The organism is Agrobacterium sp. NPDC089420, from assembly GCF_044900305.1.
Classification (GTDB): domain Bacteria; phylum Pseudomonadota; class Alphaproteobacteria; order Rhizobiales; family Rhizobiaceae; genus Agrobacterium.
The window spans coordinates 13,972-39,935 of the sequence record NZ_JBJDMY010000025.1 but is presented as its reverse complement, the minus strand read 5'-3'; the positions used below and the strand labels follow the sequence as shown (position 1 = coordinate 39,935).

At 60.9% G+C, this 25,964-nt stretch carries 26 protein-coding genes and 2 pseudogenes; 16 read left to right on the top strand and 12 right to left on the bottom strand.

Features of this window, described 5'->3' with window-relative positions:
* The first annotated feature begins 312 nt into the window (after positions 1-312).
* On the top strand, positions 313-603 hold the full coding sequence (locus ACI2KA_RS24595) for a hypothetical protein (protein WP_404505070.1): 291 nt from the start codon (positions 313-315) through the stop codon (positions 601-603).
* Positions 604-642: 39 nt separating this feature from the next.
* Here the strand turns inward: ACI2KA_RS24595 and ACI2KA_RS24590 are convergent.
* Positions 643-936, bottom strand: a pseudogene (locus ACI2KA_RS24590) (type II toxin-antitoxin system RelE/ParE family toxin); the annotation flags it as partial.
* Positions 937-949: 13 nt separating this feature from the next.
* A complete protein-coding gene (locus tag ACI2KA_RS24585; protein WP_404505069.1) occupies positions 950-1,231 on the bottom strand; it encodes a type II toxin-antitoxin system Phd/YefM family antitoxin in 282 nt (93 codons plus the stop codon).
* A 243-nt stretch (positions 1,232-1,474) separates the two neighbouring features.
* Here ACI2KA_RS24585 and ACI2KA_RS24580 point away from each other — a divergent pair, with 243 nt between their 5' ends.
* On the top strand, positions 1,475-2,677 hold the full coding sequence (locus tag ACI2KA_RS24580; protein ID WP_404505068.1) for a DUF932 domain-containing protein: 1,203 nt from the start codon (positions 1,475-1,477) through the stop codon (positions 2,675-2,677).
* Between the two features lie 156 nt (positions 2,678-2,833).
* Here ACI2KA_RS24580 and ACI2KA_RS24575 read toward each other — a convergent pair whose 3' ends face one another.
* Together ACI2KA_RS24575 and ACI2KA_RS24570 are read right to left on the bottom strand one after the other, a co-directional pair.
* Positions 2,834-3,043 (bottom strand): hypothetical protein, encoded by a 210-nt coding sequence (locus ACI2KA_RS24575; protein WP_404505067.1) that lies wholly within the window; start codon positions 3,041-3,043, stop codon positions 2,834-2,836.
* Positions 3,044-3,135: 92 nt separating this feature from the next.
* Positions 3,136-4,326 (bottom strand): DUF1173 domain-containing protein, encoded by a 1,191-nt coding sequence (locus ACI2KA_RS24570; protein WP_404505066.1) that lies wholly within the window; start codon positions 4,324-4,326, stop codon positions 3,136-3,138.
* Between the two features lie 307 nt (positions 4,327-4,633).
* Here ACI2KA_RS24570 and ACI2KA_RS24565 point away from each other — a divergent pair, with 307 nt between their 5' ends.
* From ACI2KA_RS24565 to ACI2KA_RS24535, 7 genes are all read left to right on the top strand, one after another.
* The gene (locus ACI2KA_RS24565; RefSeq protein WP_404505065.1) at positions 4,634-4,948 is read left to right on the top strand and encodes a DUF6117 family protein; all 315 of its coding nucleotides are present in this window, start codon (positions 4,634-4,636) and stop codon (positions 4,946-4,948) included.
* Positions 4,932-5,342 carry a hypothetical protein gene (locus ACI2KA_RS24560; protein WP_404505063.1) on the top strand — a complete coding sequence of 137 codons (411 nt, stop codon included), beginning with the start codon at positions 4,932-4,934 and terminating at the stop codon, positions 5,340-5,342. Before ACI2KA_RS24565 ends, ACI2KA_RS24560 begins: the two co-directional genes overlap by 17 nt.
* Positions 5,343-5,444: 102 nt before the next feature.
* A complete protein-coding gene (locus ACI2KA_RS24555) occupies positions 5,445-5,759 on the top strand; it encodes a hypothetical protein (RefSeq protein ID WP_404505062.1) in 315 nt (104 codons plus the stop codon).
* Between the two features lie 120 nt (positions 5,760-5,879).
* Positions 5,880-10,343, top strand: coding sequence for a strawberry notch-like NTP hydrolase domain-containing protein (locus ACI2KA_RS24550; protein WP_404505061.1), 4,464 nt, complete (start codon positions 5,880-5,882; stop codon positions 10,341-10,343).
* 5 nt (positions 10,344-10,348) lie between these two features.
* Positions 10,349-11,401 (top strand): toprim domain-containing protein, encoded by a 1,053-nt coding sequence (locus tag ACI2KA_RS24545; RefSeq protein ID WP_404505060.1) that lies wholly within the window; start codon positions 10,349-10,351, stop codon positions 11,399-11,401.
* 384 nt (positions 11,402-11,785) lie between these two features.
* Positions 11,786-12,715, top strand: a complete 930-nt coding sequence (locus ACI2KA_RS24540; RefSeq protein ID WP_404505059.1) for a DUF2493 domain-containing protein — start codon at positions 11,786-11,788, stop codon at positions 12,713-12,715.
* A gap of 208 nt (positions 12,716-12,923) precedes the next feature.
* The gene (locus ACI2KA_RS24535; protein WP_404505058.1) at positions 12,924-13,622 is read left to right on the top strand and encodes a hypothetical protein; all 699 of its coding nucleotides are present in this window, start codon (positions 12,924-12,926) and stop codon (positions 13,620-13,622) included.
* Positions 13,623-13,627: 5 nt separating this feature from the next.
* Here ACI2KA_RS24535 and ACI2KA_RS24530 read toward each other — a convergent pair whose 3' ends face one another.
* Both ACI2KA_RS24530 and ACI2KA_RS24525 read right to left on the bottom strand, forming a co-directional pair.
* Positions 13,628-14,035: a type II toxin-antitoxin system VapC family toxin gene (locus ACI2KA_RS24530; protein WP_404505057.1), complete on the bottom strand. Its 408-nt coding sequence runs from the start codon at positions 14,033-14,035 to the stop codon at positions 13,628-13,630.
* Complete coding sequence (locus ACI2KA_RS24525) at positions 14,032-14,292, bottom strand: AbrB/MazE/SpoVT family DNA-binding domain-containing protein (protein ID WP_031233812.1); 261 nt, start codon at positions 14,290-14,292, stop codon at positions 14,032-14,034. The genes ACI2KA_RS24530 and ACI2KA_RS24525 overlap by 4 nt, the downstream gene beginning before the upstream one ends.
* A gap of 221 nt (positions 14,293-14,513) precedes the next feature.
* Between ACI2KA_RS24525 and ACI2KA_RS24520 the strand changes: the two genes are divergently transcribed.
* The 6 genes and pseudogenes from ACI2KA_RS24520 (at position 14,514) to ACI2KA_RS24495 (ending at position 17,295) form a co-directional block, all read left to right on the top strand.
* Positions 14,514-14,780 carry a type II toxin-antitoxin system ParD family antitoxin gene (locus tag ACI2KA_RS24520; RefSeq protein ID WP_404505056.1) on the top strand — a complete coding sequence of 89 codons (267 nt, stop codon included), beginning with the start codon at positions 14,514-14,516 and terminating at the stop codon, positions 14,778-14,780.
* Positions 14,781-14,822: 42 nt separating this feature from the next.
* Positions 14,823-15,059, top strand: a complete 237-nt coding sequence (locus ACI2KA_RS24515) for a type II toxin-antitoxin system RelE/ParE family toxin (RefSeq protein WP_404505055.1) — start codon at positions 14,823-14,825, stop codon at positions 15,057-15,059.
* A 124-nt stretch (positions 15,060-15,183) separates the two neighbouring features.
* Positions 15,184-15,450, top strand: a complete 267-nt coding sequence (locus ACI2KA_RS24510; protein WP_404505054.1) for a type II toxin-antitoxin system Phd/YefM family antitoxin — start codon at positions 15,184-15,186, stop codon at positions 15,448-15,450.
* Positions 15,447-15,846, top strand: a pseudogene (locus tag ACI2KA_RS24505) (type II toxin-antitoxin system VapC family toxin). Before ACI2KA_RS24510 ends, ACI2KA_RS24505 begins: the two are co-directional and overlap by 4 nt.
* Before the next feature lie 617 nt (positions 15,847-16,463).
* Positions 16,464-16,787: a DUF736 family protein gene (locus ACI2KA_RS24500; protein WP_113082129.1), complete on the top strand. Its 324-nt coding sequence runs from the start codon at positions 16,464-16,466 to the stop codon at positions 16,785-16,787.
* A gap of 343 nt (positions 16,788-17,130) precedes the next feature.
* Positions 17,131-17,295, top strand: a complete 165-nt coding sequence (locus ACI2KA_RS24495; RefSeq protein WP_404505052.1) for a hypothetical protein — start codon at positions 17,131-17,133, stop codon at positions 17,293-17,295.
* A gap of 33 nt (positions 17,296-17,328) precedes the next feature.
* On the opposite strand, the gene ACI2KA_RS24490 is transcribed toward ACI2KA_RS24495, so the two are convergent.
* The 5 genes from ACI2KA_RS24490 to ACI2KA_RS24470 form a co-directional block, all read right to left on the bottom strand.
* Positions 17,329-17,607 (bottom strand): HU family DNA-binding protein, encoded by a 279-nt coding sequence (locus ACI2KA_RS24490; protein WP_404505050.1) that lies wholly within the window; start codon positions 17,605-17,607, stop codon positions 17,329-17,331.
* Between the two features lie 131 nt (positions 17,608-17,738).
* Positions 17,739-17,993, bottom strand: coding sequence for a WGR domain-containing protein (locus ACI2KA_RS24485; protein WP_404505049.1), 255 nt, complete (start codon positions 17,991-17,993; stop codon positions 17,739-17,741).
* Positions 17,994-18,101: 108 nt separating this feature from the next.
* Positions 18,102-20,021, bottom strand: a complete 1,920-nt coding sequence (gene traG / locus ACI2KA_RS24480; protein ID WP_404505048.1) for a Ti-type conjugative transfer system protein TraG — start codon at positions 20,019-20,021, stop codon at positions 18,102-18,104.
* Positions 20,012-20,251 carry a conjugal transfer protein TraD gene (locus ACI2KA_RS24475; protein ID WP_404505047.1) on the bottom strand — a complete coding sequence of 80 codons (240 nt, stop codon included), beginning with the start codon at positions 20,249-20,251 and terminating at the stop codon, positions 20,012-20,014. Before ACI2KA_RS24475 ends, traG begins: the two co-directional genes overlap by 10 nt.
* A complete protein-coding gene (locus ACI2KA_RS24470; protein WP_404505072.1) occupies positions 20,241-20,528 on the bottom strand; it encodes a TraC family protein in 288 nt (95 codons plus the stop codon). Before ACI2KA_RS24470 ends, ACI2KA_RS24475 begins: the two co-directional genes overlap by 11 nt.
* A gap of 223 nt (positions 20,529-20,751) precedes the next feature.
* Here ACI2KA_RS24470 and traA point away from each other — a divergent pair, with 223 nt between their 5' ends.
* Positions 20,752-25,389, top strand: coding sequence for a Ti-type conjugative transfer relaxase TraA (traA, locus tag ACI2KA_RS24465; protein WP_404505046.1), 4,638 nt, complete (start codon positions 20,752-20,754; stop codon positions 25,387-25,389).
* 202 nt (positions 25,390-25,591) lie between these two features.
* On the opposite strand, the gene ACI2KA_RS24460 is transcribed toward traA, so the two are convergent.
* Complete coding sequence (locus tag ACI2KA_RS24460; protein WP_404505045.1) at positions 25,592-25,942, bottom strand: hypothetical protein; 351 nt, start codon at positions 25,940-25,942, stop codon at positions 25,592-25,594.
* Positions 25,943-25,964: the final 22 nt, after the last annotated feature.

Below are 25,964 nucleotides of genomic sequence, written 5' to 3'. Positions count from 1 at the left end.
TTGGATGGTGCGGACTGTGGACATGTCTACTATTGGGCCTGGTCGGAAGAACCAGATCCGGAGACGAATTCTTATCAATACCTGCGTCGTATCGCTGTGGACTTCGCTGAATTTCTCGGTGCTTTGAGGGAAAAAATCTGATGTGGGAGCGAAAGCCTCCATCGCGGGAACGTTTCGCGAAGAGCCGGAACCTTATGTAGGTTTTCTGCTCCGTTGCTACTTAAACCCCTAGCTGTCCAGCAGTCTGAGTGGATCGATCCGGACGGTGTGCTACTCGGACGAGCCCTCCCGTAATCGGGAAGGTCGAAACTGATGACAACATACGAAATCTGCGCATTCGTGACCATCTCGACAGGTCACGTGAGCGCCGCAACCGCGAAAATTCTCGACAATACCTCCTGCGCGGAATGGTCCTGCGTCGGAGGGAGCTACGCCGATTACGGCTGGTTCTTCTACGCCCATGACGAAAACGCCGGCGAAGGGGGCCAGCACATTCCCGACGATCTCTTTGCCGTCATGACATGGGCGCGCCAAAAAGGGTTCGACCATATCCTGCTCGATCGTGATGCTGAGCGGGTTGATGACCTGCCTTGGCACGATTAGTGACACCGGCGCGTCGGCGCCCGGGCTATTCAGCGTAAACAGTCGCCGTTCGAGAAAGGACTGCATGTCGCGCCGGCCGTCCGCGATGCAACAGACCCACGTCCTCGCCGATGATGCGATAGATCCTCTGCCAGGGCTTGTGATGTGGTTCCCGATAATCGGTGACGCCCAAGCCCGCCAATTCCTTGGGAACATTCCCCCGTGTGGGCAAATCTTCAAGCTTCAGACAGGCTTCCTTGATTTCGCCGAGAATCCGTTCTGCCGTATGCTTGCTGTCCCGGCCGGCAAGCGCTAGAGATCTTCGATGTCCCGTTCCACATACTGCGTCAACAAGCCTGGTGTGGCATCAGGCTTCGGGCTTCGCCGGGCGCGCACGAAGGCGCGCAAAGGTCTCTTTCGCGGGGCGGACCTTCCCATCCTCTACCTGCTTGTTCGCCAGCGCCAGCACTCTCAAGAGCGCCAGCGTCTCTTGCGTCTCTTCATATTGCGTGATGTCCTGAAGCATGGCTTTCACCTCGCCGTGCACTGTGATCACCACCGGCTGCCGGTCGTCTGCGAGTTGGCGAATAACGTCCGGTGCATGAGCCTTGAGGTAGCCGATGGGCTTGACCTGTTCCGACAGTTTCATCGATCCGATCTCCTTTTGACCAGAATATAGACCTTTATCGTCCGACCGGAAGCAATTGTCGCGCAGTCGCAAGAGGAGGAGGGCCGTTTGCGGGGTGGCGGTTGCCGGAGGTCGGAAAGAAGGCCTTCGCGATCGCCCGCATCGCGGTCCTAGCCCGACGGCGATGTCACTCATTCTTCCTTCACCAGCCCGGTTGGTTGCGAGAGCGGTCAGCCGGTCCCTTTCGTTTCAGGAGACTTCAGCATGAACACCATGATTTCCAGTCCCTCGCGGACCCAACGACCGGCGTCGTCTGGTTTCAAGGTCGACGTCTCCCGCGGCGAGCGCATAGGCCGGGTGTCGTCCGAATGGTTCTCGCGTCCCGACGACGAGCGCTATCTGTCGCTCTCCGATCTTCATCGCGCCGTCAGCGCCAGAACCGAGCGTGCGCGCGTCCGCACGGTTGAGACCGCCGAAATCCGTGTTGAAGCGACCCGCGACAATGCCGAGCGCTTGTCCCTAATCGTCCCTAGCGGGCGTGAACCGTTGGCGCCGACACATTGGAGCTACGGGCAGCTTTGCAGCCTGGTCGGTGCGCCCGCGAGCTACATGCGCCAGCTTCCCGCGCCGCTCGCAGCGATCAATCTTCAGCATGGGCTCCTCAACCACAATGCCGAAATGGTGAAAACCCTGGAGATGGATGACGGCCGCCTCGAACTGCGCGCGGTGACCGGTCCCGAATACGGCCGGATCTGGGACAAGGATCTGATTGCCGCGATCATGAACATTGCCGGGAATGGCACCGGCGACACGATCTGGAAGGTGCCGGGCCTGCTCGACTGGTCGACTATGACCCACAACCCCTTCGTCGACATTACCAAGGACACCACGACGCTTTACGCCAGCGACCGCGACGTGTTCGTCTTTCTCTGTGACGACACCCATCCGATCGAAGCGGGCCGCCTGCCGAACGGCGAACCCGATTTGTACTTCCGTGGTTTCTATGCCTGGAACAGCGAGGTCGGCTCGAAAACGCTTGGAATTGCGAGCTTTTACCTGCGTGCCGTGTGTGCCAATCGCAATCTTTGGGGCACCGAAAATTTCGAAGAAATCACCATCCGCCACTCGAAATTCGCCGCACAACGCTTTGCCCACGAGGCCGCTCCGGCACTGACAAACTTCGCCAACTCCTCCCCGGCACCCTTCATCGCTGGCATTCGGGCTGCCCGTGAACGCGTCGTTGCCCGCAATGATGAGGATCGGCAGACGTTCCTGCGCCGCCGGGGTTTCTCCAAGGCCGAAACAGGCAAGATCATCGAGACGGTCTTGTCTGAAGAAGGCAGACCTCCCGAGAGTGTCTTTGACTTTGTGCAGGGTATCACCGCGCTGGCGCGGGGAAAGTCGCATCAGGACACTCGGCTCGAACTCGAAGGCAAGGCGAAGAGACTGCTCGAAAGCGCCGCTTGACCAAGGCAGCCCGACGTAAATTCGCGTCCATTCCTTCTATCGCCCGGCCATCGCGCCGGGCTTTCTGTTCTGGAGAACCTAAATGACAGATTTCTCATTCCACGCCGAAGTGGCGGCAGAGCCATCGAAAGGCCGGGCGGCTATTCAACGCTGCGATCAGGCGCTGAGATCGGTGATCTTTAGGGCTGCGCCAGCGTCCGACGGCTGCTCGGCCGCGCCCGCGGCAATCACTCCAGACGTCTCATTGGAAGCGACCTGATTGCTTGCCGCTTTCAGGTCGATAGCGCCCCAGATCGAGTTTTGTTGCGTGACTTGGCGACGCCGATTTTTGAACTCGACGACAAACGGCTTTTTCTCTGGCTTCATGATGCTCCGGCTGGCTGTAGCGGATGAATTTCTCCGTAGCAGGTGCTCTTATTTGCCACGTCCTGTCAACGGTTGGTGGCGCGGAACCCGGATCAAGGGAGCGGCGGTATTTCGCCGTCCGCCACACGCCAGACCCACGATGTGATCTCCGGTCGCGTTTCGATCATATCGGCAAGGGCGTGTTCATAATCGTCACCGGCGGTCGGAGGGACGATAAACATTGCGACGGGTGCCGGCTTCTGCTCGGGCATGATCACCGACATGATCGGCGCATCGCGCGGCAGGTTGAAACGCAGCCCCTTGACGGTCTTTCGCTTCAGGTGACCGAGCTTTTCCAGCAACCTGAGCTCGTGAATATCCTCGAATGGGAGCCAGTGATCATTGACCACCATCAGTGCGATCTCTTCCACCGATGCGATGCCAGCGGCGGAAATGCCGAAGGTGGCGATGACAATCAAATGGAAAGCCTCGCTCGATCGCCACAGTTCGAGCTCGGTCTCATAGCGCGCGGCCAGCCGCCGCCATGCGCCGTCCTCGATCATCAGCGGGAAAGGCGTGTGTCGCACGATGATTTTCTGGCCTTCGCGGGCCGGGGAAAACTCCTTCACCTCGGCCACGATCATCATCAACTTCCTCGGCCCCGACTTCGTCGCCTGCACGACCTTGAGTGCCGCCGCCCGTCTTGCGGCGATGCCATCCCTGTCCTCCGGCTGGAAGACTTCCGGCACGTAGAGCAGGTCGTTAAGAGGGCCACCTCTTGCCGACATCTGTGATGCAGCATTGATGAGACTGGAGCGAACCCGGCCCCAGCCGCGCTTGCCTTTCCAGGTTGAGCGCCATTCCGTCAATTCGCCAGCCTCCCATAGATAATGAAGCATTGCCCTGAGCGACAGCTTTTGTGGCTCGCTGTGGATGCCGGTTTCAGATGATTCAGCCGATGCACCAGGTGCTGCACGCGGTCCTCGTTTCGTAAGCGAAAAATCGAGTTTCAGGTCGGTCTTGCCGCTGGCATCGATCTGGATCGCATTGCCAATCAGCGGGCCGAGGCCGGAAAGCTCGTGAGGCGGCTCATAGGAAGGGCAGGCAGGATCATGGTCTCGTCCCGATAGCGGCATCCGTTTGATGAGGTACTGGTCCTCGACACGGGCGATATACATTGGCACGGACGGATCCTTGCACATGCACAATGGTCGCAAACGCTGCTCGTAGGCTTGGGCGAGAAATTCCTGCAATTCAGGCCCGGTTTCCTCGGTGACATGATCTCCGATCGCAAATTTCCGCATCCCTGCTCTCCCTCTCTACTGTCAAATCTATCCGGCAATCGCGCATTTTACTACCGCAAATTAGTTAGTAATGGACGGGAGCGCTAAACAATTGGGCGTAGTCTCGCCAGCGCTGCAGCCACGGAGGGAGGGCGATGCACAGGGGAGAAGGGAGTTCGGCCGGTGGAGGGGCGGGCGGCCGAGGCTGGAGAAAGTGCGTTCGCTCAAGGCTATCGTCAACGCGTTCCGGCTCTGAACAGCCGGCCGCCCGCATCCATAACCCCGCTGCCCGGTGGTGAACCGGGTTTTTCTTTTTCAGGAGGAACGAATGGCAATACCCAACTATATCAGGGCAAACTTCCGTACCCTGCTGCGTGCGGCGACGGACGGGAACCTTGCACTTATGGAATGCCTGGATTCGAGCACGCGGGAGCCGCGTTACGTGCTGTGTGCTGTCGGAAGTGATGGAGCGTCCCATGTGTTCACTCCTTTTGGGCACCTGGCCGACGACAACCCATATGAAACCTATTTCCCTCCCGATCCAAAAAATTCTCACGGCTTTCTGACCGAGCAACAGGTCCGACCCGGCGAGCGGTTGCCGAGCGAGGACGACAGTGGAGGCGGGAATGCAGATCCGGCGTAAACCCCGACCCGGCGAGATACCGCCGCAGCATCTCGCCCATTCGCTCTATTCAGCGCGACTTGGGGCGCATGATCCGGGGTGCTACCGTTCGACACCTCCGGGTGCGCCGGATGTCGCTGCACTCGTTCGTCCCGGCATGATGATCCGTACGTCTTATGGCACGGGCGGAATCGTCATCACAATCGAAGGTCCCCATGTCCATGTCACGGCCGATGGACGGGAATATCGGCATTTCACGATCGTCTATGTGCCCGCCGACCGGCTCGGCAGACACACGAAGCTCGACTACAACTGGATCAGTGAGTGCGTCGCCGTTAACGGCCGCATCCTGAAGCTGTTCGAAGCCAATACCGACGAAGTCTTTTTCGAAGGCATGCCCGCGAGCCTGCCCTGATCGGCAGCGCTTGTCGTGTGATTAGCCTCAGCTATCCCCTCCCCAGCCAGGCCCGAAGCTCCCCACGGAGCGTCGGGCCTTTTCGTTTCTCAGGAGAGTACGATGACCATTACTGCAATCGATGTCCGACTGCCGGCCGTTGCGCCGGTTTTTCTGAACTTCCGCTCTGAGGTTGTCCGGCCTGCCTGCTTCGCGATCGTCTATTGGGACGGCCCCGGCGATACGCTCTACGCTTTCGAGAACCGTGATGCTTTCGAACGCCAACGCGCCACGGCAGAACGTCATTTCGTTCATGTTCATGAATTGTCGGCTGAGGAGGCCGCGGACTGGATCGTCGCTGGCGGTAAAGCTGTCCTGCATGCGGTGTCGGCAGGCAGCGTGGCAGCATTCGGCAACCTCAAACTCGCGCCCCGATGAAAACCGGGAGCCGGCCGCCTTTGTCGCCCCGAGGGAGAGAGGGGCCGGAAAGGAGGGCCTGCCGGGGCTTGGAGCGCGTCCGGGTGGGCTTGTCCTTTCCCGCTCTCGACAGGATTTCCCATGAACGTGATCCCGACCCCGGCTGCGAACGCGGCCGCCACCTCGCTTGTTTCCGCGAACCGTGCCGACAACATTCTCAACGCCAGCCGTGAGCTTCTGCCGTTTCTCGAACGCGGCCATACCATCGGCGCAGCCGATCTCCGCACCATCCTGATGAACGCCTTTGGCGGCTCGGATGCCGAGGGCTTCTGGTCCTGGAAGGACGCCTATGAGGCAACGGAAGCCGCGCAAGTCCATTTCTTGCGCAAGTTCGGCGGCGCGATCGGCTCCCGCGCGAACGCGCCCCAGGCAGCGCTTGCCATGCTCAACAAGGTTGCAGGCTTGATCCCGACCCACACCCGGCGTTCAGAGGAAAGCCAGCAGCTCCAGCAGTTTTCCACGCCGATACCGCTCGCCTACGTCGCGGCCCGTGCCGCAGGTCTCATGGCCGGCGACATAGTGCTCGAACCGTCGGCCGGAACCGGTCTGATGGCGATCTTCGCGGAACTCGCTTGCGCGCGACTGTCTCTCAACGAATATGCTCCTGTTCGCCACGGCCTTCTGAAGCATCTCTTCACGGGTTCGCCGGTCACACAGCACGACGCTGCCCATATCGACGACTATCTCGATCGAGCGACTCGTCCGACCGTCGTGCTGATGAACCCCCCGTTTTCCGCCGGCGTTCATGTCGAAGGCCGGATGGTCGACGCCGCATGGCGTCATCTCGCCTCCGCCTTCGCGCGGCTTGCCCCCGGCGGCCGGCTGGTTGCAATCACCGGCTCCAGCCTTTCTCCCGACAATACCAAATGGCGCGACGCCTTCGTCCGGCTTCAGGACCGCGGCACGGTTCTGTTCAGCGCCGCGATCGATGGCAGCATCTACGTCCGCCACGGCACGACGATGGAAACCCGCCTGACGGTCATCGACAAGATCGCCGCCGCCGATCCGGCAAAGCTCGTTGCATCGCAGGGTGTGGCTCCCGATCTGGAGACGTTGCTCACCTGGATCTCGGGCCTTCCGCCTCGCTCCCCATCCACCGCGCCGAACTCCATCGGCGCGCTATCCAACGGAATCCTGAGTGCCTGTGCAGCGAAGATGGCTGCCCGCAAAGCGGCCGACACCATGCGCCCTGCGGCGGTGATGGCTCCAGCAAACCGCCCTTTAGCCGCTCATGCGCCGCGTCCGGCGTCCTCGCCGGTATCCCGGATCGACGATGAAGTCGTCGAGCTGTCCTACGAACTGCGCGACGAAGCGACAGACGCACGCGCCGATGTTGCCGATGGGATCTACGAACCCTATCAATTGCAAGCGATCAGGATTCCGGATGCAAGACCGCATCCGGACAAGCTGGTCGAATCCGTCGCCATGGCGTCGGTCGCCCCGCCCAAACCGAGTTACCGTCCGCATCTGCCAAAGCGCATCGTGTCCGGCGGCGATCTCTCTGACGCCCAGCTTGAAAGCGTGATCTATGCCGGCGAGGCCCATTCCGGTTATCTTGCCGGCCACTGGTCCCTCGATGCCAGTTTCGACAATTTGAAGGCGGTCACCCCGGAGACCGAAGGCGCTGTCCGCTTTCGCCGAGGCTGGTTTTTGGGCGATGGCACGGGAGCCGGAAAAGGCCGCCAGGCCGCCGGCATCATATTGGACAATTGGCTGAAGGGTCGTCGCCGGCACCTGTGGATCTCGAAATCCGAGACCCTGATCGAGGATGCCCAGCGTGACTGGGCGGCACTCGGCCAGGAAAAGCTGCTGGTGACGCCATTGTCACGCTATCGGCAAGGAAAACCGATCAAACTCGATGAAGGCATCCTCTTCGTCACCTTCGCGACACTGCGCACCGATGAGCGCGAGGGCAAGCGCTCGCGCGTGCAACAGATCGTCGACTGGCTGGGTCAAGAGGCGGGGAGCGGCGACGCCGCGACAGGGAGCGCAAAAGGCTTCGACGGCGTCGTCATCTTCGATGAAGGGCATGCCATGGCCAATGCCGCCGGCGGCAAGTCCGATCGCGGCGAGAAGTCTGCCTCGCAACAGGGCCGCTCCGGTCTGCGCCTCCAGCGGGCCCTGCCGGATGCCCGCGTCGTCTATGTTTCCGCGACCGGCGCATCCGAGGTCGAATCGCTCGCCTATGCCGAGCGCCTCGGTCTCTGGGGTGCCGCGGACTTTCCCTTCTCGACCCGGTCCGAGTTTATCGCGGCGATTGAGGACGGCGGCGTGGCCACGATGGAAGTCCTGGCCCGCGATCTCAAGGCCATGGGCCTTTACGCCTCGCGATCCCTGTCCTTCGAGGGCGTCGAATATGACATCCTCGAACACGAACTGACCGAGGAACAGGTCCGCATCTACGACTCCTATGCCGAAGCCTACCAGGTCATCCACAATCATCTCGATCAGGCACTGGAGGCTTCGGGCATCACGTCGAGTGGCGGCACCCTCAACAGACAAGCCAAAGCCTCCGCCCGCTCCGCCTTCGAAAGCACCAAACAGCGCTTCTTCAACCATCTCCTGACCTCGATGAAGACGCCGGCGCTGATGAGTGCCATCAAGACGGACGTGGACGAAGGCCACGCGGCGATCGTCCAGATCATTTCCACTGGTCAGTCCCTGATCGAGCGCCGGCTTGCGGAAATCCCGACAGAGGAATGGAACGATATCCAGGTGGATGTCACGCCGCGCGAGATCGTTGCCGAGTACCTCAACAAGTCCTTCCCGACCCAGCTCTTCGAAGAATATTCCGACGCCGAAGGCAATCTGCTCTCTCGCCCGGTCTATAACGCCGATGGCAATCCCGCCCTGTGCCGCGAAGCCGTTGCCCGCCGTGATACGCTGCTCGAACGGCTTGGCAGTCTTCCTGCCATTCCGACCGCGCTCGACCAGATCGTCCAGCAATTCGGCACGGGTCAAGTGGCCGAGATCACCGGCCGCGGCCGCCGCATCGTTCGGCGCGAGGATGGCGGCACGATCGATCGCTTTGCCGTCGAGAGCCGGCCGGGCAGCGCCAACCTCGACGAGACCCGCGCCTTCATGGACGACGAGAAGCCGATCCTGATTTTCAGCGAAGCTGGAGGAACGGGGCGATCCTATCATGCCGATCTCGGAGCGAAGAACCAGCGCCTGCGTCTCCACAATCTCCTCGAAGCCGGCTGGCGGGCAGATGTGGCGATCCAGGGGCTTGGCCGCAGCCATCGCACCAACCAGGCACAGCCGCCGCGTTTCCGCATGATCGCCACCAATGTGAAAGCCGAACGGAGGTTTCTGTCGACGATCGCAAGGCGTCTCGACACGCTCGGCGCCATCACCCGCGGGCAGCGCCAGACCGGCGGACAGGGGATGTTCCGCAGTGAAGACAACCTCGAATCCCAATATGCCCGGGATGCGTTGCGGCAGTTCTACAAGCTGGTCCATGCCGGCGGTATCGAAGGTTGCTCGCTGGAAAAATTTGAGGCGATCACCGGCCTGTCGCTAACGGCAGAAGAGGGTGGACTCAAGGATGAACTGCCGCCGATCCACACCTTCCTGAACCGCATGCTGGCATTGACCATCGCCATGCAGAACCTGCTGTTCGACGCCTTCGAGCAATTGCTGGCCGCCCGCATCGAGGGCGCGATCGCCGCTGGCGTCTACGACAAGGGCCTTGAGACACTGACAGCGGATCATATGACGGTGAAGGGCCGGCGCCTAGTCTACACCCATCCGGTCACCGGCGCTCAATCACACCTCCTGACCATCGAGCGTATGGATCGCAACAGGCCAAGGCCGCTTGCCGATGCTCTCAGTCTCGCCGCGCGCGATCCGCACGCCATTCTGATGATCAACGGCAAGTCCGGCCGCCCGGCGGTGCAGGTTCCGACCCGATCGGTCATGCTCGACGACGGTTCGATCCAGCCGCGCGTCGCGCTCATCCGTCCGATGGGCGAGATCCGCTTCGAAGTGCGTCAGCTCGAAGAAACAAACTGGGAAGTGACGGACGAACAGAGCTTCTCCGCCGCATGGAAGGCGGAAATCGCCGGCCTTCCGGAGTTCTCAGTGTCCACCATGCATGTCGTGTCAGGCCTGTTGCTGCCGATCTGGAAGCTGCTGCCGCAGGATTATTGCCGGGTCTATCGTCTGCAGACCGATGAGGGCGAGCGCATCGTCGGACGTCTGGTCTCCCCGGAGGGGCTCGCGCGGCTTTGCCGGAACTTTGGGCTCGACCAGACCGAGGTCGTCAGCGCCGCCGAAGTCTGGCAATCGCTGCTCGGCGGCTCCTCTGTCATCGCGCTTGCCGGCAACATGACCATCAGACGCGTCCGGGTGATGAACGACTATCGTGTCGAGCTCACGGGCTTCACCGATGGCATGCGCGACAGGCTGCGATCGATAGGCCTGTTCTCCGAAATGATCGCCTGGAAGGTCAGGTTCTTCATCCCGACCTCGGATGAGGGATTGGCGATCCTCTCCCGCCTCATCGAAGGATATCGCATCGTCGACGTCGCTGGCCGGGGGTAACCGTTATGTCGTCAGCGTCTGAACTGGCGGATCGTCTCGCGCGCAATGCCGAGGCGTTCTGCCGTCATTATCTCTCCGCCGGCCGTAGGGCCGGCAATTACTGGATCGTTGGCGATGTCGCCAACAACAAGGGAAAGTCGCTCTATGTCCACCTCTCCGGTCCACGCAAGGGCAGGTGGGCGGATGCAGCGACGGCTCAGTTCGGCGATCTGCTCGATCTCGTGCGGGAAACCTGCGGGCTGGTCGATTTCCGCGACGTGGCCGATGAGGCGTGGCGTTTTTTGAACGAACCCCAACCCGGCCCCGCGTCGTCCCATAGGGACGACGCCCGCCCCGATCCGCCGGTCGACAGACCGGCAAACGAACGCGCACGGCGCCTGTTTCGGATGACGCAGCCGCTTGTCCATACGCTGGCCGACAGCTATCTGCGCCAGCGGGGTATCCTTCAGGCAGCGTTGCATCCCGCGCTCCGGTTTCACCCCTCCTGCTACTATCGCGATCTTGTCACGGGCAAGACGAGGAGCTTTCCGGCGCTGATCGCAGCCGTGACCGATCGCTTCGGAACGATCACCGGCGTGCATCGCACGTATCTTCAGCGCTCCGGGCTCGACCCAGCCAGCGTCGGCAAGGCGCAGGTGAACACGCCGCGGCGTGCTCTTGGAGGCTTGCTCGGCAATGCCGTACGCTTCCGTTTCTCCGTCGATTGCCCCGTCCCGGTCATGATCGCTGGCGAGGGGCTCGAAAGCATCCTGTCGCTGTCGCATGTGATGCCCACCATGCCGATGGCATCAGCGCTGACCGCCACTCACCTTGCCGCCTTCCGGCCACCGGACGAGTGCGAGCGCCTCTACATTGCGGCGGACGCGGACGCCGCTGGCCGGCACGGCATCGAGGGATTGAGCCGCCGGATGCAGGCGCTCGGCATCCTGTCGCTTGTGCTCACCCCGCAACTCGGCGACTTCAACGAAGATCTGCGCCAACTCGGACCGGACCGGTTGATCGCCAATCTGCGGTCGCAGCTCGCCCCGGAAGATGCTCAGGTCCTCCTGTCTGCGTGACGGGGCCGTGATGGGGAGACGGGGGAGGGGTTGCGGTGGCGTGGTTGGGAAGGCCGGTGCTTGCCGGTCGCCGCCCGGATGGGAGCGCGCCCGCGGGCCTGCCGGGAGGCGACCCTTACCATGCGGCGGGCGGGCCGCCAGCCGCCGCCGGAAAAGTTTTTTCCCCGCACCGGCTCTTCTCGTGCATCGGCTGCTCCGAAAACCGGTTCCCACTTTTCGGGCCGATGCGGAGCCGGTTCTCCTCGCGGGACAAAAAACCTTACCGGCGGGACCCACTGCTTTGCGTGGCCGCAGCGCGGGGCGCTGCGGTTCTGGCCCGCCTCCGCATGGACAGGGATCGCCGTCAGGCCGCGAGAGGCGCGGCCCAAACCGACGGAGACCATCATGAACCTCATGCTTCCCAACGACGACACCTTCGAGCCGCACCACACCTCTTCTCCGACCGACCGCTTCATCTACGAGATGCAACTCTACGGCCATCGCCCCTTCCAGGACGAGCCGGATCCACGACCTCTGCCCGAGGAGCCGATCGTCCAGTCGGCGCTGACCGCGATCTTCGATGCCCTGTTCGAAATGCTTGGTGACACGCGGCTGGAGCCCGATCTCGAAGACCTGCTCTGGTCGGTTCCCAACCTTTTCCACCGTGCGGGCGAACGTATTCAGCGCGAGCTTCAGCGCAATGAGGATGCGCAGCGCACTGGTCAGCGGGAGCAGGATGGCTCGGAGGTCAAGAGTGTCGAGCTGGAGCGCCTGATCGCCGAAGGCATCACGCTTCTGGAGCGCCGCAACGCCTTCGAGTTCATGCGCGATTTTGCGGCCGACCTGTTCGAGGCGCAGACAGGATCGGCCTGGCGCCCGCGCACAGGCTCCAAGGTCAGCCATGCGAACATGACCGCAGCAATGATCGACAGCCGTGACTTCCTGTCGGCCCGCAGGCGAGCCGAGACCGAGGTGCTGATCCCGGCTGGCACCAAGATCGCCTTCGGCGGCGGAATGGACTATAACGACCATGAGCAAATCTGGACCGCCCTCGACAAGGCCCATGCCAAATATCCTGATCTGGTCCTGCTGCACGGCGGCTCACCGAAGGGCGCCGAGCGCATTGCCGCCTGCTGGGCTGAGGCCCGCAAGGCGACACAGATCGCCTTCAAGCCTGACTGGACGAAACATGCCAAGGCGGCTCCGTTCCGTCGCAACGATGCCATGCTCTCGGTCATGCCGGCGGGTGTCATCATCTTTCCCGGTTCCGGGATCACCGGTAATCTTGCCGACAAGGCCCGCCAGTTCGGCATCCCGGTCTGGCGCTTCGGCTGAGACAATCCGTAAACGCCCTTCAGAGGTCGTTCGGTTCAACCGCAGCGGCCTCTGAAATATTCCCAGGTCATCATGCGGCCACTGGTCTCGACCTGTCGCGCGCAAGGGAAGCCAACGTTGAGCCTGAAGGCACTGGCTGGGTATAGTTGATGTCGCACGGCTGGATGCTATACTTCTATCAGGATATCGTACGACTGACGAGGATGTTATGCCAAACTCTGTTTCATCGTTTGAACAGCGACGCTCCTCTCTTCGTCGAGCAGAGATATTCGTCATGTTTCCAGTCCGCACGGCCGTCGTGCTTGGCGCTCTTGGATTCGCTTATTTCGTGCTTGTGTTCAGGCAGCAAGAAAGTCCATCGTGGCTGGCGACCGCAGTAACAGTCGGCGCGTGGGTTCTTGTCCTGGCTAGTATTGTCCGATCAGTGATCGCACTGACGACCTCGCCGGACGGACGCTATAACCGTGGCGCGAGTATAACTGTCTCGTTGATCGGGACGTTCATATCGGAACTGCCCGGACTGAAGCACAGATATCTTGAGATGAGGTTTAGGGATCCGGCCTCATCAATACGCTTCCGTTTTCCGTGGCAGATGAAGCATAGCGCTGTTTCGCCGTCGCTGCGATCTATCGAGGTCCTGCTTCTCGCGGTGCAGGCAATGCCTTCCTTGCTGATCCTTCTCGCCTTCGGCTTGATTGTCGGCAATGCCGATCTATGGGGACCGGCACTCGGACAGCCTGCTTTTGCGATCATTATCGCTTTCGGATGGATGATTATTGTTCTGAGCGCTATCGCGGCCTTGCTTTTTTTGATCGACGCAATGTTTCTACTCTTCGCCGAGGGCATCAAACCCGATTTTGCGAACAGAGCACACCAGATAGGGCACTGGTTAAAATCTCTCCGCTGACAGCTTCATTCAATTGACCAGTCTTCAACGCGCAATCCGTCCACGCGGTTGAACTCACCGAGATTGTTGGTGACGAGCATCAGGCCCCGGGCCTTGGCCTGACCTGCTATCAGGACGTCGTAGGGGCCGATAGGCGTTCCCTTTGCAGCGAGAGCCGCCCGGATTTCCCCCGCGACAAAAGCGTCGCATTGATCGAAGTCGAGGATCGGAAAATCAGCAAATAACAGGCGCAATGTTTCCAGGTTGTGTTGGACCTTTGCGCTCTTCTGGGCTCCAAAATACAGTTCATGTGCGACGATCGATGGCAGGCCGATCGTTCCTTCGGCGCTCTGAAACACCCGATTGACCATCATATCCGATCGACGGCCAACCAGAGCAATGACCGCATTCGTGTCGAGAAGATGCGAAATCACGGAAACACCGTATCAAGCTCCGGCCGGTCCTGTGGTTTTGGCTGCTCGCGCCCACCTTCCATGAAATCGTCGCTCACGCCGCGCGCCATCGCTGCTTTCAGGGACGACCACGCGTCACCACGCTCAACGTGCGGGCGCAGAATGAGTGCATCGCCCTCCTGCGTTATGTCCACACGATCGACATCGAAACGAAATTCTTTCGGCAGGCGAACCGCCTGAGAGTTACCGGACTGAAATACGCGGGCGATATGGGGCATGCTTCGGTCCTCCTTGTATATACCGCGATGTATATACACCATTTCTGCCCTGATTTCAAGCAATACAGGCTCAAGATCGACATGCGGGTTTTGTGACGTGCAGGGCATGTCAAATTCCAACTATCACGTTGGGCACTGCGTGTGACGTGAAAGGTGCTGAGCATTGATAATAGTTGATAAGTCGAACATCCTTTGCAAATGCATTTGACAGAGGTTTTGACATGATCAGTACCGATTTGGGTAAACAGCTCGAAAGCTATATCCAGCAGCTTGTCGATACGGGCCGTTATGGCTCCAGGAGCGAAGTGCTACGCGAAGGCGTGCGGCTTGTGCAGGGCAGGGAAACAAAGCTGGCCGCACTCGATGCGTCGATTATGCGCGGGCTGGCCGATGCTGGCGCTGGTCGCACAAAGCCGGCCGATGGAGTGTTTGACCGCCTGGAGGCCAAATATCGTGCGATGGCTGCACAGGATGAACGGCCCACATGATCGTTGAATTTTCCGGCGGGGGGAAGCGATCTAGAACCCATCGTGCATTACATCGCCAACGATAATCCGCGCCGGGCGCTCTTCTTCGTACAGGAACTGCGCGGCAAGTGCGAAGCATTGGCATACAATCCCTTGGCGTTTCCGCTGGTGCCCCAATATGAAGGCTACGGCATTCGCCGCCAGGTGCATGGGAACTATCTTGTTTTCTATCGTATAGACGCCGAACGAGTGGTCATTGTCCATGCCTTCTATGGTGCATTGGACTACCGTGCCCTTTGAAAGATAGGCAGACACGGAGAGAATTCAGTTAACATCATTTGCCGAACCTATCAGTTGAAGACAAAATGGGCCTTGCATTTCCGGCGTTTGTGTACACATTTTCCCACTCAAACGGAGCCTTGCTATGCCTCAATCCCGGCAACAGACATCTGCCCCTCGTCGTGTCGGTGTGCGCGAGTTTCGCGGCAACCTGATGTCGTTCCTGAAACAGGTCGAGGATGGTCAGCGGTTTGTCCTCACCTCCCATCATAAGGTCGTCGCGGAAATCGGACCGCCGTCAAAGGACATTGTCGCTCGCAATCCCGGCGCGTTGCGCAGGAAGATCAAAATTGCCGAAGACTTCGACAGCCTGCCGGCGGACGTTCTGGCCTCGATGGAAGACGAGGTGTGAGGTTACTTCTCGATACGCATGCCTTGTTGTGGTGGCTGAACGACGATGAGAAACTCGGAAGCCATGCGCGTCGCCTTATCGGCGATCCTGAGAATGATGTCCTCGTCATCAGTATCGTTTCACTTTGGGAAATCACCGAAGCCGCGGATCGGCAAGCTCGATGCTGGTATAGAAGAGATCCTTGCGATCCTGCCGCATCAAGGTTTCGATCGGCTGGATATCGCAGACGCACATCTTATCGCTCTTGCTGCTCTCCCGCTTCTTCACCGCGATCCCTGCGATCATCTCCTCATGGCTCAGGCCCGTGGCAGAGGAGGCGTGTTTCGTTTCGCAGGATCAGAATGTCCAGCTCTACGGCTTCCGTTTGTGGCTTGCTCGAACCCCGTTAGCTTGTGATCTCCGATGGGTTTGGCTTTGCCGGCGAAGCCGGTCCAGTTCGCTCCGCACTTCTGCCTCCCAACAGGCCGCAGTGCCAGAAGGTTTCCACCTTCCGGTGTCGAGGCGATAACCGGGCAAGCCAGCAAAGATCGCGCATCAGATATCTGGCGGCCCAACGCCACCAGATGTTGCCGCAGGGTCGGTAATGGACAGAACGGTCGCTGTGCCGATCGTTCTGTCCGCGAGGGCATGGTGAGGTGGAAGCGTCACCACATGCCTTTTGAGCCGGGGGCGACCGCCAGGAGGTGGTGTTGCCCCGGATGGTGGCGAAACACTTGATGGAGCTGTACGGTTGCTTTGTACAGCGCCAGACCGGGCAGCCACGATGGTGCCTTGCCCTTCGATTGCCCCGAACCATTCCCGTTGTATGTCGCTCGTATAGACGACCGCCCGCTTTTGCGGCCAACCCCTGAAGGGGTAAGACTCGCCCGAAATTTTTGCAAAATTCTATTTCGGTTCCTTGTCTTGGCGGAAAATACAATTTTGCAAAATTTTCAGGCGAGCTGACCGCAGCAGCCGGCCGTCTCTTCGTGCGCCATCGGGAATGGTCCCGAGCAACCGAAGGAGACAATACCATGGCCACCACGATCGCAACCCTGACGCAGAAGACCGACGGCAGCCTCGAAGGCGTTTTCGCCACTATCCGGGTCAACGCACCGATCGCCATCGTCCCGAACGCCCAGAAGGCAAGCGAGGAAGCGCCCGATTTCCGCGTCATCCATCGCAAGACAGGCTTCGAGATCGGCGCGGGCTGGAACCGCATCGCTCGCCAGACCGGCGAGGAATACCTCTCGGTGAAGCTGGAGGCACCCGAGATCGGCGTGATCTTCGGTAATCTCGCACAGGCCCCTGGGGGCGATCCGGCGAAGAAGGTAATCCTCTGGAACAACCCGAACTGAGTGGCAGGCAGCCGGCCCCGAGCGATCGGGGCCGGCTTCGGCATTTTGGCGCTGACCGCCGCGTTGTCATGGGAGCGAAAGCGGGCATCGAGCCCGCTTCCGCTCCTCCGGTGCCAAACGAGACCAAACTTTGTCTGCTCAGTCCGTCCAAGGGTGCCATGGCAACCCGAATGCCTCAAGGACGAGCGGTGCCCCCAATTTTCAGCCGCAGCCCCTGCGGGACTGCGCCAGAAAATCGGCTCCCCCACTCGCCGCCTCCGGCGGTCGCGTTCCGCGCTCCTTGACCCATCCGGCCCGCCATGACCGTGGGCGGCGTCTTTCACCAACATCAAGGAGATGACCAATGTCGATAGATCAGCACATCGAGGAACTGCGCGCTGAGCTGCGGAACGCCGTCCATCGCAACGAGCGCCGCTGGATCGAGAAGGAACTGGCGAAGGCGCTGGCCGAGCGTGAGCTGCTCTGGGCCGCGCATGCGGCCTTTCTCAAGAACGAGCCGCCCTTCTAGGACGGCATCACGCTGCCGGCGCGCTCGGCGGCTTCAGCCGTTGAGCGCGTCCTTCACGGCCTTTGCCGGTGTGAAGGTGAGCTTCTTCGACGCTGCGATCTTGATCGTCGCCCCCGTTGCCGGATTGCGGCCTTCGCGCGCCGGCGTCTCTTTCACCTTGAATTTGCCAAAGCCCGGCACGTTCGTCTCTGCGCCGTTTTTCGCCGCCTCGGCGATCTGCCGGAACACGCTGTCGACGACAGCTTTCGCCTGTGCTTTGGTCAGGCTCTGTTCGCCGGCGATCTTGTCCGCGATCTCGGTTGCTGTCGTCATGGAAGAAATCTCCTTATCGGGTTGATGATCCCTTCCAGCATCGCAATCGGCCTGCGGCGATGGTAGGGCAAATAATACTCTGCCGCCCTGAATCCACTGAAAATCGACGTTTCTCGTCGTGTCGCCTGCCTTCAGGTCGTACCGTCGTCGCGATATCCCCTTCGGCGTTTTGTCTTTTGAAGCCGCATCGCGGCGGTTTCGGCATCGTGGTTGCTATCGAAGGTTTCGATCTTCGACTGGCCGTTCGTGCCGATCCGGCCCCAGTGACGGATGACCGATGCGCCGCCAAAGAGCGTTGGCTGGATCGCGAGCACGTAGAAACGTCGCATGTTCTGCGACGGGTCGATGCGGCGAAGATGAACTGTTCCTGTATCCTCATTTTCCATGGCCGGAGTCTTGCTTCCTTTGGAAGACCCGTCCAACGACTTCTTTGAATCGATCTGCTCCGACCGATTCATTGCGGTGATGATTGATTGGTCTGATCCGGTGCGGCTCTATGGGTCGAGCTTGACGAAACGATTGGCCTTTGCGGCCGCATCCATGTCCTTTCGCCGAAAGTAGATCGCGCGGCCGCAGCGTATCGGGCTATGCCCCTGCACGATGATGATCTGCTCGTCCTTGCGCATCGACTGCGTGATTTCGTGCGGCATGATGAGCGGCCGGCGCTGGAAATTCACATTCTCCGATTTGCGCGACGCGCTGTTCTTCGTATCCCAGCCAATGTTACGGGAGCTTCCCTTCACCTCGACCGTCATCTCGCCGCATTGCGCCGAGACGTTGCGGGCCGTATTGAGTGCCTTGATCGCCGCATAGGAGGCGAAGGCGCAGCCATCGATCCACGAGGTCGCACCATCTTTCCCGAAATGCCGCGCAAGCTGACCGACCGACTGATACATCAGCATCATCGATATCCCGTACTTGCGGCCGCGATCGCGCGCCTCTTCGAGAACGCGCATGTAGCCGAGCAGGTCGACCTCATCGAGCATGAAGAGCGCCCGCCGCTTGAAACCGCCGTCGGCCTCAATCATCGCATTGATCAGCGCGCCAATGATCACTCGCCCGATACCCGGATAGGATCGCAGGATTGACGCCGGGATATTCAGGAAGACGTCCTTCTTCCCGCTGACGATATCGCTCGATTTGAAGGCATTGCCACACACCAGTGCGGCGTAGCTGTCGAGCGACAGCCATTGCGTATCCTTCGACGCCGTCGAATAGACGCCTGAGAATGTCTGCTCGGTCATGTTGGTGAAGACGCCCAGGGTTTCGCGGATGAAGACTGAGGCCGAATTCTCCTGAATGTCGCGCAGCATGGCGAGCACCGACGGCTCGGGTTCGGATACGATCTGGCGCAGGCTGCGCAGGTTTCGCCTGCCGGCATAGTCCGGCGACAGCATGACGTGGGCGAGCAGCCCCGTCAGAAGATTGTGTGCCTGGCTCTGGAAGTAGGCACCGCTCGAGCTTTCGAAACGCATGCTCTCCGACAGCAGCATATGGGCGACGCCGACGATATCCTCTTCCTTGTGCTTCGACGTCTCGATGCCGTCGAGCACGTTGAAGCCCATGATCGGGTTCGTCGGATCGAGCACCATGACCTCGCGGCCGAGGACGCGGGTGCGATGCTCGACCACCATGGGCGCTACCTCGGTTGACGGATCGAGGCAGATCAGTGGTCCGGTGTAGCGCAGCGCCGTCGGCACGACATTGCTGGTTGTCTTGTATCCGCCAGACCCGGCGAAGAAGAGCATATGGGTGGAATCGAAATCTTGGCTGTAGGTGAGAAGCGGGGCCTTGCCGCCCTGTCCCCATGTCGAGCGATCATTCGGATCGAAGGGCAGCTCATGGACGATGTCCTTGTGGACGCGGTAACGCTCTCCGACGACAATTTCGCCATCCGGCGGAAAGAGCTTTCCTGCCGCCGACATTGAAAGCCAGTCGGCATCGCCGAAGGTTGCCCGTCGCGCACGCTTGACCTGTTCGGGCACGACGGTGGAGATGCGGGCCGAGGCAGCGACCGCCATGAAACCGCACAAGGCCCCCACCACGACAGCCATATCGAGATAGGAAAGCGCATCGTCCCAACCGACGAGACCGCGCTCAACGGAAGGGGCGAGCCGTCCATATTCCCTGAGGCCATAAAAGCCGACGACACCGACAAAGCACAAAAGGCTCATCATGGCGATCGGTCGTCGGCGATGCATGGGTAGCATCCAAACGGTCAGCAGACCGGCGAGTGGCCCGAACAGAAGCGCCGGTAACGGAGCCGCTCGCAGGAACCAGTATTCGGTCTTGCCTGACATGCCAGTCGCCAGTCCTGTCCATCGCCAGCCGACGATATGGACGGTGACCGCCGTGACCACGATCGGCACGAGAACGAGCAACAGGCTCGGATGCAGCTTTCCCTTCAATGCCATTCCAGCATCTCCCCGGCGCGCGCGACCTCTCCCTCGAGTGCCGGGGCCTTGAACGCTTCTTCGCCGATATCGCGCAGCCGCCGGTGTTCGGGAGAGCCCGCTGCCACGCGTGCCAGTTCGAGCAGGCCACCGAGCAGGAACGCGCGATCGGCCTTCGACAGGCCTGCCTTGACGACGATGCCGCCAAGCAGGAATTTTTCCCACGCCTCGCGTTTGCGATCAGCTGTCATTTGAAACCGCCTCCGACGTTCCAGCCCTACTATCCGTTGATCGACGCGTCGGAGCAGATGCGCCAGCAGCCCCCTTCTTCTCTTGCTTGCGAAATCGCGCGGCGATCTCCTCGAAGATGCGATCGACCTCCTCATCGGCGATCTCCATCTCGGCCAGCCCCGCCTTCGTCGCTGCGCGAGCAAAGCGCTCGGCGGATTTAACTATCAGAGAACGCCTGCGTTCGCGCAGCTTCTCGATTTGGGCATCGATATCCAGAATTGACGATTTTGCAGCCATATCTGTCTCCTTCTTCGTCATGACGATCTTACGATCTGTCGAGTTAACTGACTAGAATACGATAGTAAAATAGGCTACCTTGTGCAAGTCCCTAAAACGTCGATGCCGGAAGTCCGGCTTGGGCCGTCTTCCGGAAAAGCGGCATCGGCCCTGCGGTCCGATCGGTTTGAGGGCGCAATATACGTCGCTGTCGCGACGTGCCTGAGAGGTTCGGAGGCCAGTCGTGGCGATCATGTTCGTCAGAGCGCAGGTGATCGGAAGGGGAGCGGGGCGCAGCATCGTCTCGGCCGCTGCCTATCGTCATCGTGCCCGGATGATGGACGAGCAGGCCGGGACGTCCTTCAGCTATCGGGGAGGGGCGTCCGAACTCGTGCACGAGGAACTGGCGCTGCCGGACCAGATACCCGCCTGGCTGAAGAGTGTCGTCCAAGGGAAATCCGTAGCAGGCTCCAGTGAAGCACTATGGAATGCGGTCGACGCCTTCGAGACGCGGGCGGACGCCCAGCTTGCCCGTGAGCTGATCATCGCCCTGCCGGAAGAGCTGACGCGGGCGGAGAACATCGCCTTGGTCCGCGAGTTCGTGCAGGACAATTTTACGTCGAAGGGGATGATCGCGGATTGGGTCTATCACGACAAGGACGGCAATCCGCATATCCATCTGATGACGACGCTCCGGCCGCTGACGGAGGAGGGGTTCGGACCAAAGAAGGTCCCGGTACTAGGCGAAGACGGCAATCCGCTACGCGTCGTAACGCCGGATCGTCCGAACGGCAAGATCGTCTACAATCTCTGGGCCGGCGACAAGGAAACCATGAAGGCCTGGAAGATCGGCTGGGCAGAAGCGGCCAATCGGCATCTGGCACTCGCAGGCCATGAGATCCGTCTCGATGGGCGCTCCTATGCCGAACAGGGTCTCGACGGGATCGCCCAAAAACATCTCGGCCCGGAAAAGGCAGCACTCGCCCGCAAGGGCGTCGAGATGTATTTCGCGCCGGCCGATCTCGCCCGCCGGCAGGACATGGCGGATCGGTTGCTCGCGGAACCGGAGCTTCTTTTGAAGCAGCTCGGCAATGAGCGCTCGACATTCGACGATAAGGAGATCGCCAAGGCCCTGCATCGCTATGTCGACGATCCCGTCGATTTCGCCAATATCCGGGCACGCCTGATGGCGTCAGACGATCTCGTGATATTGAAGCCGCAGGTGTTCGATCCTGCGACCGGAAAGGCGGCGGAACCGGCGGTCTTCACGACGCGCGATATGCTGCGCATCGAATATGACATGGCGCAGTCGGCGCGTGTTCTTTCGCAGCGCAAGGGTTTGGCGGTTTCCTCTCAGGCAGTCGCTGCCGCCGTCGAGACCGTTGAGACCGCTGATCCGAAAAAGCGGTTCCGGCTCGACGCGGAGCAGGTCGATGCGGTCCATCATGTCACGGGGGAGGGCGGTATCGCGGCGGTGGTCGGTCTTGCCGGCGCGGGCAAGTCGACCCTGCTTGCGGCGGCGCGCGTTGCCTGGGAAAGCGACGGTCGCCGTGTCGTCGGAGCAGCGCTTGCCGGCAAGGCAGCCGAAGGACTGGAAGACAGTTCGGGTATCAAGTCGCGCACGCTGGCGTCATGGGAACTGGCCTGGGCAAGCGGGCGCGATCTGCTCGAGCGCGGTAATGTGCTGGTCATCGACGAGGCCGGCATGGTGTCCTCGCAGCAGATGGCGCGCGTGCTGAAGGCCGCCGAGGAGGTTGAGGCAAAAGTCGTCCTGGTCGGTGATGCCATGCAGTTGCAGCCGATCCAGGCCGGCGCTGCGTTCCGGGCCATATCGGAGCGGATAGGCTTTGCCGAACTTGCCGGCGTTCGTCGCCAGCGCGAACAGTGGGCGCGCGACGCCTCCCGGCTCTTTGCACGCGGCGAGGTTGAGAAGGGCCTCGACGCCTATGCCCAACATGGCCATCTGGTCGAGGCGGACACGCGCGATGAGATCGTCGCCAGGATGGTCGCCGACTGGACGGAGGCGCGCAATCGGGCGATCGAGGCCTCCGTTTTGCAGGGCAGAGAAGGCCGCCTTCGCGGCGACGAACTGCTCGTGCTCGCCCATACCAACGAGGACGTGAAGCGGCTGAACGAGGCATTGCGATCGGTGATGATGGACGCCGGCGAACTCAGCGATCGTCGCTCGTTCCGGACAGGGCGCGGTGAGCGGGAGTTCGCTGCCGGTGACCGGATCATCTTTCTGGAAAATGCCCGTTTCGCGGAACCGCGCGCCAAAAGCCTCGGTCCGCAATATGTGAAGAACGGCATGCTTGGCACGGTCGTTTCCACTGGAGACAAACGGGGCGATGCCTTGTTGTCCGTCCGCCTCGACAATGGCCGCACCGTCGCAATCAGCGAAAACAGCTATCGTAATGTCGATCACGGCTATGCCGCGACCATTCACAAGTCGCAGGGTACGACCGTCGATCGGACCTTCGTGCTTGCCACCGGTATGATGGACCAGCACCTGGCCTATGTGTCGATGACGCGGCATCGAGACGGCGCCGACCTCTATGCCGCGAAAGAGGATTTCGAGGCGAGACCGGAATGGGGACGGAAACCGTGCGCCGATCATGCGGCCGGTGTGACCGGCGAGCTCGTGAAAACCGGGAACGCGAAGTTCCGACCCGATGACGAGGATGCGGACGAGAGCCCCTATGCCGACGTCAGGACGGATGACGGAACCGTTCATCGTCTCTGGGGCGTGAGCCTGCCGAAAGCGCTGGAAAAGGGGGGCGTCTCGGAGGGCGATACGGTCATGCTGCGGAAAGATGGTGTCGAGAAGGTCAAGGTCGAGATTACGGTCGTTGACGAGAAGACGGGCGAGAAGCGCACCGAGGAACGCGAGGTTGACCGCAACGTCTGGACCGCCGAACAGAAGGAAACTGCGGCGGCCCGTTCCGAACGGATCGAGAAGGAGAGCCATCGGCCGGAACTGTTCGGGCGTCTTGTCGAACGTCTGTCGCGCTCCGGCGCGAAAACCACGACGCTCGATTTCGAGAGCGAGGAAGGCTACCGGGCGCATGCGCAGGATTTCGTGCGGCGACGCGGGCTCGACACACTCTCCCAGGCTGCGGCCGGAATGGAGGAGGGCGCTTCCCGGCGGCTGGCGTGGGTTGCGGAAAAGCGGGAGCTGGTGGCGAAGCTCTGGGAGCGCGCGAGCGTGGCGTTCGGTTTCGCGATCGAGCGGGAACGGCGTGCCGCCTACAATGAGGACCAGGTGCAAACTGTTGCTGAAGGAATTCCGGTCAGCGGGCATTATCTGATTCCGCCGACCACTCAATTCGCTCGCAGTGTCGGTGAGGATGCGCGACTGGCGCAGCTTTCATCGCCGGCCTGGATGGACCGGGAAGCGATCCTGCGGCCTTTGCTAGAGAAAATCTACCGCGATCCGGTGGCCGCCCTCTCGACCCTCAATGCCCTGGCGTCCGAGGGTGACGTTGAACCTCGGACGCTTGCCGAGGATCTTGTTGCAGCACCGGATCGGCTCGGCCGACTGCGCGGTTCTGATCTGGTGGTCGACGGACGCATAGCCCGCAATGAGCGCACGGACGCGATGGCTGCTCTGGGGGAATTGCTGCCCTTGGCGCGCGCCCATGCCACGGAATTCCGCCGGCAGGCCGAGCGCTTCGGTATCTGTGAACAGCAACGACGCGCCCATATGTCCCTATCGATCCCGATGCTGTCGAAGCCGGCAATGGCACGTCTCGTCGAAATCCAGAGAATTCGCGAACGGGGCGGGGACGATGCCTACAAGACCGCTTTCGCCTATGCCATCGAGGACCGCCAGCTGGTTCAGGAGGTCAAGGCCGTCAACGACGCCTTGACCGCACGCTTCGGCTGGAGCGCCTTCACCGCGAAGGCCGATGTGGTTGCCGAGCGTAACATCGCCGAGCGCATGCCGGAAGATCTTGCTCCCGAGCGTTGCGAAAAGCTGACGCGCCTGTTCACCGTTGTCAGGCGTTTTTCAGAGGAACAGCATTTGGCTGAAAAACAGGACTGTTCGAAGATCGTCGCCGGCGCGAGCGTCGAGGTCGGACAGGAAGCGATGCCCATGCTGCCGATGCTGGCCGCCGTGACCGAGTTCAAGACGCCGGTGGAAGAAGAAGCGCGCAACCGTGTTAGCACGGTCGTGCACTATCGTCACCATCGCGCAGCCCTTGCCGAGACCGCGGCGCTCATCTGGCGCGATCCCGCAGGTGCGGTCGGAAAAATCGAGCAGCTTGTCCGACAAGGTTTCGCCGGTGAGCGAATCGCCGCGGCCATCAGCAACGATCCTGCCGCCTATGGTGCATTGCGTGGTTCTGACCGCCTGATGGACAGGTTGCTCGCCGTCGGTCGCGAACGAAAGGAAGCGCGCCAGGCTGTGCCGGAAGTTGCGAGCCGCGTGCGTTCGCTCGGTGCGTCGTGGGCGACAGCCCTTGATGCGGAGACTCGAGCCGTCACCGAGGAGCGTCGGCGCATGGCGGTTGCCATCCCAGGGCTGTCGCAGGCGGCCGAGGATGCCCTCCGGAAACTGGTGGCAGATGTGAACAGACAGAACAAGGACAAGGAAACGAACACCAGGCGCGGTGTTGCTGCGGGTTCACTCGAGCCACGTGTCGTCCGGGAGTTTGCAGAGGTCAGCCGGGCGCTCGACGAGCGTTTCGGCCGGAATGCGATCCTGAGGGGTGAGAAGGATACCGGCAATCTCGTCTCACCGGCGCAACGCCGCGCCTTCGAGGCGATGCGAGAGCGTCTGCAGGTGCTGCAGCAGGCGGTGCGGGCAGAAAGCACTCAGAACATTATCGCCGAGCGCCAGCGTCGCACGATTGAACGAGGCCGTGTTTTCACTCGATAGGAATCAGTAGGACGGGACCGAGACGTTTGGTGGAAGATCACAAACGTCGCTGAGGGGATTGATCGCATCAAATCGAGGCAGCCGGCAGCCGCTCGCGACGAGGCCTGTGCCAAGCACAATATTACATGACGCTGGTCCACTTGGTGGTTCGACAGCTACGCCCTGCAAATCTTCTGTATTGATCGGAGGGAGCCAATGGACTTCATTCTCTCATGTCCGTTGCCGCCGTTCTCGGGAATTGCCCGGACCGGGCCCCTGGTGCTGGCAGCCATGTCACTAATCTTGCGGCGCCGGGCGCGAGTTCCCACAGGCGACCCTCGATCAACGTTTGAATGCCGTAGAACGTGAGCAGATCTCCGGCGGAGACCCGTACGATGAGACCATCGTTAGCGACTCTGATGATCGCAAACCCGTTCTCGAAGTTGAGTTGCCTGCCGCTGTCCCTGTCGATGATCGACACGCAGATATCTGTGCTCTGCATGCAGATTTTCTTTGCTATGGCCGGCGCAGCCTCTAGCTCAATGAAAGCCTCCGAGACGTTTTGATACCTCATTCATCCTCCGTCAGAAGTGTCT